Source organism: Streptomyces sp. NPDC093510, from assembly GCF_040683555.1.
Taxonomy (GTDB): Bacteria; Actinomycetota; Actinomycetes; order Streptomycetales; family Streptomycetaceae; genus Streptomyces.
The window spans coordinates 241,858-254,480 of record NZ_JBFBEE010000011.1 but is presented as its reverse complement, the minus strand read 5'-3'; the positions used below and the strand labels follow the sequence as shown (position 1 = coordinate 254,480).

Below are 12,623 nucleotides of genomic sequence, written 5' to 3'. Positions count from 1 at the left end.
GGCCGCGCCGTGGCGGACGAAGCGTGGGTGGGGCTGGCTGAGGCGATCGGGGCGGTGCGGGCGGAGTTGGGGCGGGCGGCCGAGGAGGGGCGGGGGCAGGGCCTCCAGTTCCGTACGGGGCCGGTCGAGTTGGAGTTCACCGTCGACGTGCGCAAGGACGGCGAGGCTCGCGCGAAGGTCCTCGTGCTCCCCTTCGGGGCCGAGGCGAAGGCGGCGCGGTCCAAGGGCACGGTGAACCGGCTCAAGGTGACGTTGCAGCCGGTCGACGCGGAGACGGGTGAGGACGCGCGGGTCGGCGACGACGTGGGGGAGCGGCCCCGGTAGGGCGGGGGCGCGTTATGGACGTACGACGGGTCGTGGAGATCTGGAACCCCGGTGAAGGGTGCGCGGGCACGGGGTACTTGGTCGCGGACCGGATCGTCCTCACGGCGCTGCACAATGTGCGCGGAACGGGCGGCCTGGAGGTCCGGCGGCTCGGCCCCGAGGGGCGCGAGCCGTGGGCGGCCGCCGAGCTGATCTGGCCCGAGCGGGCGGCTGACCCGCAGGCCGACGCGGCGTTGCTCCGGGTGACGGAAAGCGCGTGGACTCCGTCTTCCGGGGCGGACACGGTCCGGTGGGGCCGCATCGACGGAGCCCTCGGCGAGAGCCGCCTCGGCTGCCTGGCGATCGGGTTCCCGCGGTCGGAGGTGCGGGGCGGGGTCCGGGACACCAAGGAGATCCGGGGCCACATCGAGACCCTGACCGGCCTGAAGACGGGCGGCGCCCTGATCACGGCTTACGTCGACGCGGTCGCGGCCCCCAGCCGCCCCGCCGAGAAGTCGCGCTGGTCCGGAGCGTCCGGCGCGGCGCTGTTCGCGCGGGGCCGGCTCGTCGGCGTGGTCACGACCGACCGGACCAGGGACTACGAGGCGAATCAGCTGACGGCGGTCTCCGTGGCCTCGCTGGCCGCGCGACCGGGGTTCACGAACGCGGCGGGCGGTGACCTCGTTCTGGAAGACGTCACGGCCGCGTCGGCCACCGTCGAAAGCCCGCGCACGCCCTACGACACGGAGGTGCCCCGGGGCCTGCACAACCTGCCCGAGCTGCCCTCGCGCCTCTTCGTCGGCCGGGAAGAGGCACTCGCCTCGCTCGGCCGTGCCCTGTCCGAAGGCTCCCAGACGATCACCCAGACCCTGCACGGCCTCGGCGGCGTCGGCAAGACGACGCTGGCGCTGCACTACGCCCACGACCACCGGCACGCCTACCGCCTGGTGTGGTGGATACGCGCCGACACACCTGACCTGATCGACACCGGCCTGGCCGCTCTCGCCGCCCGCCTCCGGGGAGACGCGCCGGCGCTGGCCACCGCGCAGGCGGCTTCCTGGGCCATCGGCTGGCTGCAGACCCACCCGGGCTGGCTCCTGGTCTTCGACAACGCGGAGCGGCCGGACGACGTTTGCGCGGTCACCGGCCAACTCCGCGCCAGCGGACGCCAGTTGATCACCTCACGGTGCAGAGCGGGATGGCCCGGGAAACCCATCCCTCTCCCGGTGCTCGACGCCGACGCCTCGCTGGACCTGCTCGCACGCCTGACGGACGACGGTGACGAGGCCGAGGACGAGGGCGAGGGCGAGGGCGAGGACGGTGACGAGGGCGAGGTCCGTGCGTTGGCCGAAGACCTCGGTCACCTCCCCCTCGCCCTGGAACAGGCGGGCGCGTTCATCGCGCAGACCATGATGACGGCCGGCGAGTACCGGGCGATGCTCGGCCGGTTCCCGGCAGAAGCCACCGACGCCGCGCCGGAGGGCTCGGACCCGGCCCGCACGATGGCCCGCATCTGGCGCATCACTCTGGACGTCCTGCACGAGCGGGACTCCCGCGCCGTCGACCTCCTGCGCGTCGCCGCCTGGTACGCCCCGACGGGCATCCCCCGGGAACTGTTCGCCCCGCTCACCACGGACCCTGTGGACCTGGCCAGGCTCCTGGCCCTCCTGGCCAACTACAACATGATCACCTTGGGCCGGACGACGTTCGGGGTCCACAGACTTGTGCAGACGGTGGCACGCACGGCGTCGGAAGAGGACCCGCATCGTGCCGGGTCACTCATCAAGGAAGCACGCGACCGGGCCGCGGCATGGCTGGGCGGCATGCTCCCGGACGACCCTTGGGACAATGTGGCCGGGTGGCCGGTGTTCAGGAGCCTGTCGCCCCATGCCGAAGCTCTCCTGGAGGCATGCGGGCCCGCCGAGGACACGGGGACGACCATGCGCGTCCTCAATCAGGTTGCGATGTACTTCGAAGGGCAGGGAGAGGTCCCGAAGGCTGTGGGGTTCCTCCACCGCAGTCTGGAAGCAGCCACCGGAATATGGGGGGCGGAGCACCTGAACACACTGACAGCGCGGAACAACCTGGCGGGTGTGTACAGGACCACCGGCGATCTGGGTCGTGCGATCTCGTTGTTCGAGGAGACTTTGGCCGATTGCGAGCGGGTGCTGGGTGTCGATGACCCGACCACGCTGAGGTTGCGGAACAACCTGGCGGACACATACTGCGAGGCGGGCGACGTGGTCCGTGCGCTGCCGTTGTGCGAGCAGGTGGTGGCGGACCGGCGGCGGGTGCTCGGTGCGGACCACCCGGACACGCTGTCGTCGCGGGACAACCTGGCCGGCATCTACAGGGACGCGGGTGACGTGGACCGTGCCGTCTCCTTGTACGAACAGGTGTTGGCCGATCGGTGGCGGGTGCTGGGCGCGGACCACCTGGGCACGCTGACGTCGCGGAGCAACCTGGCCAGTGCGTACAGGCACGCGGGTGAGGCAGATCGCGCGATCTCCCTGTTCGAGCAAGTGCTGGCCGACTGTGCGCGGGTACTGGGTGAGGATCACCCGAGCACATTGACCTCGTGGAACAACCTGGCCGGTGCGTATTGGGCGGCTGGTGATCTGGGCCGTGCCATTCCCTTGTTCGAAAAGGGGTTGGCTCATCGGCGGCGGGTGCTGGGTGCGGATCATCCCGACACGTTGACGTCGCGGATCAACCTGGCGGTTGCGTACGAGGCGGTGGGCGACGCGCATCGCGCGCTCCCCTTGTACGAGGAGGTGTTGGCCGACTGCCTCCGGGTGCTGGGCGCGGACCACCCGAAGACCGCGATCGTGCGCGAAAATCTGGCCTCCGCACGGGCACGGGAGGACGCCGGAAGGTTCAGAAATCCTTCGGGCTGACCCGCCCCAGCACGGCGAGCAGCCGCCCGGCTTCCACGTACGGCGCCGTCGGCGTGGGCTCCGAGTGCCAGATCAGCGGCCATGTGTTGCCGTTCAGTGCGGGGACCCCGATGTACGTCACCGTGCGCGGGGTTCCGAAGCGCTGTACGCCCAGCGGCCACGTGTGGTCCTTGGCCGTGCCCGGGGCCACCAGGAAGTACATCCACCGGAACCCCGTCGCCTCGCAGATGACGGGGCCGGCGTCCCCGTCCGCCTCGGCCACCAGTCGTGCGGCGACCTGTTCCCCTCGTACGCCCTGAATGCGGAGCGTGTCGAAGTGCACGCCCGACACGCGGAGTTGGTGCCCCGCCACCGGGACCCACTCGGGCCAGTGAATTGCGTTCGTCATGGTCACAGAGTGCGTAGTGCGGGGCTACGCTCGGTAGTGACTGAGGGGATACACGCCCGGCTGTATCCGTCGGAGGTGGTCGCTGTGTCCGTTCAGTACAACCCGACCTGGCGGTACGGCGGGAACCAGTTGAAGCGATGGCGGATGAAGGCGAACGTCACGCGCGAGGAGCTGGGCACCGCGTCCAATTACTCGCCGGACACGATCAAGGCCATGGAGCAGGGCGTGCGGATGCCGACGGCGCGGGTGCTGGACGTGGCGGATGGTCTGTGCGGGGCGGACGGGCTGTTGAGCGCGGCGAAGGATTTCGTACAGGCGGAGAAGTTTCCGGCACGGGCCCAGGACTTCATGGACCGCGAGCGTGAGGCGATCACTCACTGGTCGTACGAGCTGGCCCTGGTACCCGGCCTGTTGCAGACCGCGGAGTACATGCGGTTCCTGATCGGCAACCGCCGTCCGCCGCTCGATGAGCACACGGCCCAGGAGCGGATCGCGGCGCGGGAGGAGCGGCAAAGGCTCCTGACGCGTCGACCGCTCTCATCCTTCGGCTTCGTGCTGTACGAGGCCGTTTTGCGTTGCCCGTTCGGTGGTCCGGACGTGCACAAGGGGCAACTCCTGCGGCTGCTCGAGGCTGCGGAGCTGCCCAACATCGAGCTGCAAGTCCTGCCGTACGATCGGGCCATCTCGACGGCGCTCATCGGCCCAATGGTGTTGCTCGAAGCGCCTGACCATGAATGGTTCGCCTACTCAACCGGCCAGTCCATCAGTCAGCTGACCACTGATCCACCGGTGGTCAGCGCGCACATCGAGAGGATCAGCATGATTCGCGCAATCGCCTTGAATCCCGTCGAGTCGGCCCAGTACATCGGACGGTTGGTGGACGCGCTGTGAGCGGTCAGCTGAAGTGGTCCAAGTCGAGCTACAGCGACGACGAGGGCGACAACTGCGTGGAGGTAGCAGCCTGCACCGCTCCCGCCGCCCCCATCACCCTCCACGTCCGGGACTCGAAAGACCCGGCGAGCCCCGAGCTCACCGTCTCGGCCCCCGCCTGGGCCACCTTCATCGCCGCAGTTCAGCCCGGGGCTTGAGCCCCGGGACCCGAGCCCTTTCCTGGGTCTGGTCCACCGATGAAATGAACCCAACCAACCTGCCCAAAAGCGGAGTTGAGGGTTCCGTCACCCTCAAGAGTGACGTTCCGTAGTCAGCTTGCGTCGGAACGTAAAGGCGCTCTAGGTTCGCGGCAATAGAACGGCCCCGGTCGGTGCGCCAACACCGGATCCGAGGCCTAGCCCTACGAGTCGAATCAAGGTCGACCGTGACTTGCTCTCAGCCTAATCCCGTCCTGCCCTCCCCGTCCCACCCGATGGCCAAATCGGGTTACGGCAAACGCCTCGCGGGTGACGCGGAACCGGACACCGAGCCCGACTTCGCACACTTGGGCCCCCGCGACGCGGAATTCGCGACGTTCGTCGATCACCTCCCCGACGGGGCCGCGATGGGCCACAAGGTCATCGCCGCCGAGCACCCCCGCTACGGCCAGCAGGCCACTCGTACATCCCTCAAGCGCCTCACCGAGGCCGGCCATCTGCGCTGGGTCAAGGAACACATCACCGTTGAGGACAACTCGATGCGGTGGGTGACCAGGACGTACTGGTCGAGGGAGCCGAAGTCCCTCGAGTGGTGGGCCGAGTTCGTACGCTCCCGGCACGGGCGGGACGTCACCGACGCCTACCAGCCGGGCCTGGCCAGGGCGACCGAGCCGGAGCCCGCCGCCCAGCAGGCACCGGAGCCACCCACGGCCCACCGAACCCTCGCCCAACTCCGTACCGCCGACCGCCGCATGGCCCTCTCCGAGGCGGAGTGCGCGCAGCTCGCGCCCCGCGCGGCGGAGTGGCTGGAGCGTGGGGCGACCCCGCAGGACATCATGCGCGCCCTCACCGAAGGGCTGCCTCCCACCGTCACCAACCCGGGCGGTCTCGCCCGGAACAGACTGGAGAACAAGATGCCCCCCAAGCGTCAGGCCCCTGCCAAGGCACGCGCCCGCGTCACCCGCGCCGTGATGATCTGCCCGTTCTGCGAGGAGCCCGAGACCTCTGTCGAGCTGGTCAACGGAATCTGCACGGACTGCTGCCCGCCCGAGGAGCGCTCGGGGTACGTCCCGGACACGTTCCTCGCACGGCCGTCGAGCCCGCCGCGCCCGCGCCCAGCGGGACACGACGAGGTCGTGGACGTCACCGAGCGAGTCGATGCGCTGCGCCGCGCGGCGGGCCTCAAAGGGATGACGCCATGACCTCCGGCGCCGCAGCGCGGCCACAGATGTCACCCGAGGACTTCGAGGAGCTCTCCCGCGGGGCGCCCGAGACGGTGACGCTCGAACTCGTCGACGGAAAGCTGGAGGTCAAGCCCGTGTCGGACGGCGACCACGGAGAGATCGTCATGTGGCTGCTGCGGCAGTGCATGCAGCAGCGCCCCGAGCTCGGCCTGTACTGCGGGCAGGGGATGGCGATCGCGGGCCGCCTGGCGGACCGTGCCAGGCCCGACGGGGCGCTCGCGCCGATCGGCACCTTCGCGGGGCAGGGGGAGTGGGCGGACCCGAGCGATGTCCTCATGACCATCGAGGTCACCTCGTACGACCGCGACCGCGACCGCGACCGCGACCGCGACTGCGACCGCGACCCTGACACCGATCGCCGCGACCGCCACGAGAAGCGTCACGGCTACGCCCGCGCGGGCATCCCGGTCCACCTCGTCGTCGACCGGTACGGCGACACCCTGACTGTGTTCAGCGATCTGCACGACGGCGAGTACCGGCAGAGCCGCACATACGCGTACGGCGCCGCCGTCACCCTCCCCGCCCCCGTCGGCATCCCCCTGAACACGGAGCAGCTCAAGATCTACACCGCCTGAGGCCCCCGGCCAGAACCCGTCAGAACCCGTCAGAACCCGTCCTAGCCTGTGACCCACCCCACTTTCCGGAGTGCCCCGCTCCGAACCGGGCATGTGCCAAGCCGAGCGGTCGGAACGTGCGCCCCGAGGAGCGGGGACGTATGCCTGGGTGATCAACTCGTGAGCGGGACATCTCACGATGTGATATCGGCCTGGCGAATTTCGGCCGCTCGTTAGACTGAGCCGACCGCAGTAGTGCGGTAAGAGACGGACTGAGCGAGGAGCGCACGTGAGCCTTGTCGTGCAGAAGTACGGAGGCTCCTCCGTAGCCGATGCCGAGGGCATCAAGCGGGTCGCCAAGAGAATTGTCGACGCCAAGAAGAACGGCCACCAGGTCGTTGTCGTGGTGTCGGCGATGGGTGACACGACGGATGAGTTGATCGATCTCGCCGGACAGGTATCCCCGATCCCTGCCGGACGCGAATTCGACATGCTGCTGACCGCTGGTGAGCGGATTTCGATGGCCCTGTTGGCCATGGCGATCAAAAACCTGGGCCACGAGGCCCAGTCGTTCACGGGCAGCCAGGCCGGTGTCATCACCGACTCCGTCCACAACAAAGCGCGGATCATCGATGTCACCCCGGGCCGCATCCAGACCTCTGTCGACGAGGGCAACATCGCCATCGTCGCCGGGTTCCAGGGCGTCAGCCAGGAGGGCAAGAACATCACGACCCTCGGGCGCGGCGGGTCGGACACGACCGCGGTCGCCCTCGCCGCCGCTCTGGACGCCGAGGTCTGCGAGATCTACACGGACGTGGACGGTGTCTTCACCGCCGACCCGCGTGTGGTGAAGAAGGCCCGGAAGATCGACTGGATCTCGTTCGAGGACATGCTGGAGCTCGCGAGCTCCGGGTCCAAGGTGCTCCTCCACCGCTGTGTGGAGTACGCACGTCGTTACAACATCCCGATCCACGTGCGGTCCTCGTTCTCGGGGCTTCAGGGCACGTGGGTCAGCAACGAACCACACGCCGAGCAAGGAGCCCGCAAGGTGGAGCAGGCCATCATCTCCGGTGTCGCGCACGACACCTCCGAGGCCAAGATCACGGTCGTCGGCGTGCCCGACAAGCCGGGCGAGGCCGCCTCGATCTTCCGCGCCATCGCGGACGCCGAGGTCAACATCGACATGGTCGTGCAGAACGTGTCGGCCGCGTCCACCGGACTCACCGACATCTCCTTCACCCTCCCCAAGGCCGAGGGCCGCAAGGCCATCGACGCCCTGGAGAAGACCCGCGCGGCCATCGGCTTCGACTCCCTCCGCTACGACGACCAGATCGCGAAGATCTCGCTCGTCGGTGCCGGGATGAAGACCAACCCGGGCGTCACCGCGACCTTCTTCGAGGCGCTCAGCGACGCGGGCGTGAACATCGAGCTCATCTCGACCTCCGAGATCCGCATCTCGGTCGTCACGCGCGCCGACGACGTGAACGAAGCCGTGCGTGCCGTGCACACCGCCTTCGGGCTCGACTCCGACACGGACGAGGCCGTCGTCTATGGAGGCACCGGCCGATGAGCCGTAAGCCGACGCTCGCGGTCGTCGGAGCGACCGGGGCCGTCGGCACCGTCATGCTCCAGATCCTGTCGCAGCACGCCGACATCTGGGGCGAGATCCGACTCGTCGCCTCCCCGCGCTCGGCCGGCCGCAAGCTGGCCGTGCGCGGGGAGGAGGTCGAGGTGCACGCCCTGTCGGAAGAGGTCTTCGACGGGGTCGACGTCGCCATGTTCGACGTACCCGACGAGGTGTCCGCGCAGTGGGCGCCCGTCGCCGCCGCCAAGGGCGTCGTCGTGGTCGACAACTCCGCCGCCTTCCGGATGGACCCGGACGTTCCGCTGGTCGTCCCCGAGGTCAACCCGCACGCCGCGCGCGTGCGGCCGCGCGGCATCGTCGCCAATCCGAACTGCACGACCCTCTCGATGATCGTGGCCGTCGGCGCGCTGCACGCCGAGTTCGGACTGCGCGAGCTGATCGTCTCCTCGTACCAGGCCGTCAGCGGGGCCGGACGCGACGGCATCGATACGTTGCGTCGGCAGCTGAACCTCGTCGCGGGCAGCGAACTGGGCACCAGCCCCGGTGACGTACGCCGTGCCGTGGGAGACGACACCGGTCCCTTCCCGGAGCCCGTGGCGCTGAACGTCGTGCCGTGGGCCGGGTCCCTGAAGGACGACGGCTGGTCGTCCGAGGAGATGAAGGTCAGGGACGAGTCGCGGAAGATCCTCGGCCTGCCCGGACTCCGCGTCGCCGCCACCTGCGTGCGCGTGCCCGTCGTCACCACCCACTCCCTGACCGTCCACGCACGCTTCGAGGACGAGGTCACTGTCGACAAGGCGCGCGAGATCCTCGCGACCGCGCCCGGCGTCGTCCTGTTCGACAACCCGGCCGCGGGGGAGTTCCCGACCCCCGCCGACGTGGTCGGGACCGATCCGACCTGGGTGGGCCGCGTGCGGCGCGCACTGGACGACCCCACCGCGCTGGAGCTCTTCGTGTGCGGGGACAACCTGCGCAAGGGCGCCGCGCTGAACACCGCGCAGATCGCCGAGCTGGTGGCCGGGGAGTTCACGGCCGGTTGAGGCGAACGGCCGCACGACGGCGGGGCGTCATCCGGACGGCAACCGCGCGGATGACGCGGATTGGTACATACCACCCCAGGGCCAAGTCCTTTGTGGGATCTGTGTAAGTTCTGTGTCCAACTCGGTGACCATGAACGCTTGAACTGGATCATCTCCGCGTTCGAAGATTCGCGTCTGATCACTGCAACCGGCGGCGGGACGGGGGGCGTCTTTAGCGGTCGCCCTCAGGGGCGGCCCAAGCGCCGGGAATAAATGGGGCATAGGGGAAGAGCTGGTACGCATGGGGGCATTTGATGCATCGTCACAAGCGGTGCCCGCGCGACATACCGCAAACGCGATGCCGGATGCGTACAACCCTGATGGGGGGAAGCGTGTCCAACAAGCGTGGCAGAGGTACTCGACTTCACAGCGGTACAGGCGAGAGGCGCGGCAGCACTGCGTCCCACTCGTCGTCCCCGCGCGACCGGTGGCATGCCGGTGATCGCACCCATGCCCGCGGCGCGTCCCGCCCGTCTTCCGTCGCAGCGTGAAGGCGCTGACGACACCATGACCGTGACCGCGGGCACGACAGTCGACCATCTCACCGAGACCTACCGCGCCCACTACCGGTCGCTCCTCGGCCTCGCAGCGCTGCTCCTCGACGACACGGCGTCCTGCGAGGACGTGGTGCAGGAGGCGTTCATCCGGGTCCACTCGGCGCGCAAGCGGGTGCGCGACCCGGAGAAGACGCTCGCCTACCTGCGCCAGACCGTGGTCAACCTGTCGCGGTCCGCGCTGCGCCGGCGCATCCTCGGGCTCAAGCTGCTCTCCAAGCCGATGCCCGACATGGCGAGCGCGGAGGAGGGGGCGTACGACCAGCTGGAGCGCGACGAGCTGATCAAGGCGATGCGCGGCCTCCAGCGGCGCCAGCGCGAGGTCCTCGTGCTGCGCTACTTCGCCGACATGACCGAGGCGCAGGTCGCCGAGACCCTCGGCATATCGCTGGGCTCGGTGAAGGCGTACGGCTCGCGTGGCATCGCGGCCCTGCGGGTCGCCATGGAGGCGCCGGCATGAGCGAGCGCAAGCGTGACGAGCAGGGCGGATCTGAGCACCATGGCAGGAACGGAAACGTGAATCACGGTCCCGACGGTCCCGAGGGCAGCCCCCGGCCGGACGGCGGACCCGACAGCGGACCCGACAGCGGCCCCGACAGCGGCCCCGAAGAGTCAGGGCCGGGCCTCCGCTCGGTGGGCGGGTCCGGCTCCGGCGGTGAGTCCCCCGGCCCCGAGGGCGGGGGTGACCTGGGGTCCGACGAGCTCGCGCTGCGGCGGCTGATGCGGCAGGCCGTCCAGGAGATCGAGCCGAGCGAGCGCTCCCTCGAACATCTGCGGCAGGCGGTCCCCGCCCGCAGGGCCCGCAAGCGCCAGGCCGTCGTCGGCATCGCGGCCGCCGCGCTCTTCATCGGCACCGCCGTCCCCGCCCTGGTGCACGTCACCAACTCGAAGGGCGACTCGGACGACCGCCCCTCGATCGCGGGCAACAGTCAGGACGCGCAGGGCGGTTCGAGCCAGGGCAAGGGCCCGGACGCCGGCGAGAAGGGTTCCGGCGAGAAGCCCGACAAGTCCAAGGGCAAGGACAAGAAGGAAAAGAAGGACAAGAAGGACGGCAAGGAGAAGGGCGGCACGGGCGGCGGCGGCACGGGGTCGCCGGACCCCTCCGCCTCCGAGGCCGCCAGCTCGCCGGTCTGTGACGCGGCCCAGCTCGGCGCCACGGGCAGCGCGAACCCGGCGGACGCCAACGGCTCGGTGTACGGCTCGTTCCGCGTCTCCAACGTCTCCGACAGCAGCTGTACGGTCGAGGCCGCGGGCGCCGTCAGCGCGGTGGCGCAGGGCGCGGCCGACCCCACGAAGATCGTCGTGGTCGACCACACGGCGGGCGACGCGGCGCTCGGCCTGCCCGACCCCTCCCAGGAGGCCAGCCCGCTCGTGCTGCAGCCCGGCGCGGCGTACGAGGTGCGGTTCGCCTGGCTGCCGTCGGACAAGTGCCCCTCGGACGGCGGAGAGCCCACGCCCAACCCGACGCCCACGGAGGGCAGCGGGGGCAGCGGGACTCCGGGCGGTGGAACGCCCGAGGGCATGGAGCCGCAGCTGGGGCGGGCGGACGGCGGTGTGGCCGACGGCAGCGTCGTGGTCTCCCTGACCGCGGAGGCGGGGTCTCCCTCGGCGGGCGCGACGATCGCGAACGCGTGTGCGGGGACGGTGTACCGGACCGGGGTGCTGCCCGCGTCCTAGCCCTGAGGGCGGGCGGCTCGGGGGCGGGCGGCTCGGGGGCGGGCGCGGGGCCTGGGGTTCCGCGGCGTGGGCTTCCGCGGCCTGGGGTTACGGGGCCTGGGGTTCTGCGGTCTGGGCTTCCGCGGTCTGAGGTTCTGCGGCCTGGGGTTCTGCGGTCTGGGGTTCCGCGAGCAGGCCCAAGCGGGCGTCGCGGGCGAACTCCGCCTCGCGGCGGAACAGCCGGAACCACATGAAGACGACGAAGCCCGCGAAGACGAACCACTCGCCGGTGTAGCCGAGGTTCTGGAAGGCCTTCAGGTCCAGGCCCGTGTTGTTCGGCGCGGTCGCCGGGACCGCCTTCATCCCGGAGTCGCCCTTGTCGAGGGTGATCCACGCGTCGTACACGTCGTCGCGTACGAGGTTGACCAGGGACGCGGAGCTGATCGCGCCCAGCTGGCCCTCGGGCAGGCCGCCCGCGGCGCTGACCCCGTTCGAACCCGGGCTCTCCGAGGCCTGGAGGGCGCCCGTCACTGTGACCTCGCCCTTGGGGGCGGCGGGAGCCTTGGCCGTGCTCGCGTCGCCCGGGAGCCAGCCGCGGACCACGGGCAGCGACTTGCCGCCGTCCGTACGCAGCAGAGTCAGGACGTAGAAGCCCTGCTTCTCGTCCAGCTTCCGGTCCGGGACCAGCAGCTGCGTGCCGTAGCGGCCGGTGGCCGTGGCCTGCTCGCCGGAGGTCTCCTTGTCGACGGGCAGCAGCGAGTCGAGGGGACGTCCCCCGGTGCCGGAGTCGGCCTCCTCGGCCTGTTCCTTCACCTGCTCCTTGGCGGACTCGTGATCCTGTACGCGGTCCTCGAAGCGGCCGAGCTGCCAGGACCCCATGAATATGCAGAAGGGGATGGCCAGCACGACGAAGATGTTGATCCCCCACCAGCGGGGCGTCAGCAGAAACCGGTACACACCCCCAAGGTACGGTGCGCCACCCTCCCCCCACCCCGTGGGGTCCACCCACCTCCCCGGTCCCGGCCGGTCCCGCCCCCCTCCGCCCCACCACTCCACACCGGACCACGTCCGACACCGACCGTCGCCCTCACCCCACCGCTCCGCGGCGGGATCGCTCCCGCCTGTTTGTGGGTCCGCCTGGAGTCGGTGGGGGTCCTGTCCCGCCGCTTCGCGGCGGATTCCTCCCACCCACCCGCCCGTTCACCCCGCAACGTCCAGCGGGGGTAGGAGCCCCGCCCGGCGGCGCACGGCAGCCCACCCCACCTCACCTCACCG

At 70.1% G+C, this 12,623-nt stretch carries 12 protein-coding genes; 10 read left to right on the top strand and 2 right to left on the bottom strand.

Annotated elements, in window-relative coordinates; translation table 11 throughout:
• Positions 1 to 9: 9 nt before the first annotated feature.
• On the top strand, positions 10 to 324 hold the full coding sequence (locus tag AB0N81_RS19830) for a trypco2 family protein (protein ID WP_365359936.1): 315 nt from the start codon (positions 10 to 12) through the stop codon (positions 322 to 324).
• Between the two features lie 14 nt (positions 325 to 338).
• Entirely contained in the window at positions 339 to 3,200 is a 2,862-nt protein-coding gene (locus AB0N81_RS19825; protein WP_365359934.1) for a tetratricopeptide repeat protein, read from the top strand.
• Here AB0N81_RS19825 and AB0N81_RS19820 read toward each other — a convergent pair.
• Positions 3,181 to 3,588 carry a hypothetical protein gene (locus AB0N81_RS19820; RefSeq protein ID WP_365359932.1) on the bottom strand — a complete coding sequence of 136 codons (408 nt, stop codon included), beginning with the start codon at positions 3,586 to 3,588 and terminating at the stop codon, positions 3,181 to 3,183. The two genes, AB0N81_RS19825 and AB0N81_RS19820, sit on opposite strands and share 20 nt — an antisense overlap.
• Before the next feature lie 84 nt (positions 3,589 to 3,672).
• Here AB0N81_RS19820 and AB0N81_RS19815 point away from each other — a divergent pair, with 84 nt between their 5' ends.
• The 8 genes from AB0N81_RS19815 to AB0N81_RS19780 all read left to right on the top strand — a co-directional run bounded on the left by AB0N81_RS19815 (position 3,673) and on the right by AB0N81_RS19780 (position 11,369).
• On the top strand, positions 3,673 to 4,479 hold the full coding sequence (locus tag AB0N81_RS19815) for a helix-turn-helix transcriptional regulator (RefSeq protein ID WP_365359930.1): 807 nt from the start codon (positions 3,673 to 3,675) through the stop codon (positions 4,477 to 4,479).
• Complete coding sequence (locus AB0N81_RS19810; protein ID WP_365359928.1) at positions 4,476 to 4,676, top strand: DUF397 domain-containing protein; 201 nt, start codon at positions 4,476 to 4,478, stop codon at positions 4,674 to 4,676. The genes AB0N81_RS19815 and AB0N81_RS19810 overlap by 4 nt, the downstream gene beginning before the upstream one ends.
• Before the next feature lie 275 nt (positions 4,677 to 4,951).
• Positions 4,952 to 5,878, top strand: coding sequence for a hypothetical protein (locus AB0N81_RS19805; RefSeq protein WP_365359926.1), 927 nt, complete (start codon positions 4,952 to 4,954; stop codon positions 5,876 to 5,878).
• Positions 5,875 to 6,495 (top strand): Uma2 family endonuclease, encoded by a 621-nt coding sequence (locus AB0N81_RS19800; RefSeq protein WP_365359924.1) that lies wholly within the window; start codon positions 5,875 to 5,877, stop codon positions 6,493 to 6,495. The genes AB0N81_RS19805 and AB0N81_RS19800 overlap by 4 nt, the downstream gene beginning before the upstream one ends.
• A 268-nt stretch (positions 6,496 to 6,763) precedes the next feature.
• On the top strand, positions 6,764 to 8,044 hold the full coding sequence (locus AB0N81_RS19795) for an aspartate kinase (protein WP_365359922.1): 1,281 nt from the start codon (positions 6,764 to 6,766) through the stop codon (positions 8,042 to 8,044).
• The gene (locus AB0N81_RS19790; protein ID WP_365359920.1) at positions 8,041 to 9,099 is read left to right on the top strand and encodes an aspartate-semialdehyde dehydrogenase; all 1,059 of its coding nucleotides are present in this window, start codon (positions 8,041 to 8,043) and stop codon (positions 9,097 to 9,099) included. The genes AB0N81_RS19795 and AB0N81_RS19790 overlap by 4 nt, the downstream gene beginning before the upstream one ends.
• 384 nt (positions 9,100 to 9,483) lie before the next feature.
• On the top strand, positions 9,484 to 10,152 hold the full coding sequence (locus AB0N81_RS19785) for a SigE family RNA polymerase sigma factor (RefSeq protein ID WP_365359918.1): 669 nt from the start codon (positions 9,484 to 9,486) through the stop codon (positions 10,150 to 10,152).
• On the top strand, positions 10,149 to 11,369 hold the full coding sequence (locus AB0N81_RS19780; protein WP_365359916.1) for a hypothetical protein: 1,221 nt from the start codon (positions 10,149 to 10,151) through the stop codon (positions 11,367 to 11,369). Before AB0N81_RS19785 ends, AB0N81_RS19780 begins: the two co-directional genes overlap by 4 nt.
• Before the next feature lie 87 nt (positions 11,370 to 11,456).
• On the opposite strand, the gene AB0N81_RS19775 is transcribed toward AB0N81_RS19780, so the two are convergent.
• Positions 11,457 to 12,305 (bottom strand): SURF1 family protein, encoded by an 849-nt coding sequence (locus AB0N81_RS19775; RefSeq protein WP_365359914.1) that lies wholly within the window; start codon positions 12,303 to 12,305, stop codon positions 11,457 to 11,459.
• Positions 12,306 to 12,623: the final 318 nt, after the last annotated feature.

Excerpts from the sequence above, each read along its gene's own strand:
- AB0N81_RS19825 (WP_365359934.1), top strand. The coding sequence starts at position 339 with ATGGACGTACGACGGGTCGTGGAGATCTGGAACCCCGGTGAAGGGTGC.
- AB0N81_RS19820 (WP_365359932.1), bottom strand. The coding sequence starts at position 3,588 with ATGACGAACGCAATTCACTGGCCCGAGTGGGTCCCGGTGGCGGGGCAC.
- AB0N81_RS19805 (WP_365359926.1), top strand. The coding sequence starts at position 4,952 with ATGGCCAAATCGGGTTACGGCAAACGCCTCGCGGGTGACGCGGAACCG.
- AB0N81_RS19800 (WP_365359924.1), top strand. The coding sequence starts at position 5,875 with ATGACCTCCGGCGCCGCAGCGCGGCCACAGATGTCACCCGAGGACTTC.
- AB0N81_RS19790 (WP_365359920.1), top strand. The coding sequence starts at position 8,041 with ATGAGCCGTAAGCCGACGCTCGCGGTCGTCGGAGCGACCGGGGCCGTC.
- AB0N81_RS19780 (WP_365359916.1), top strand. The coding sequence starts at position 10,149 with ATGAGCGAGCGCAAGCGTGACGAGCAGGGCGGATCTGAGCACCATGGC.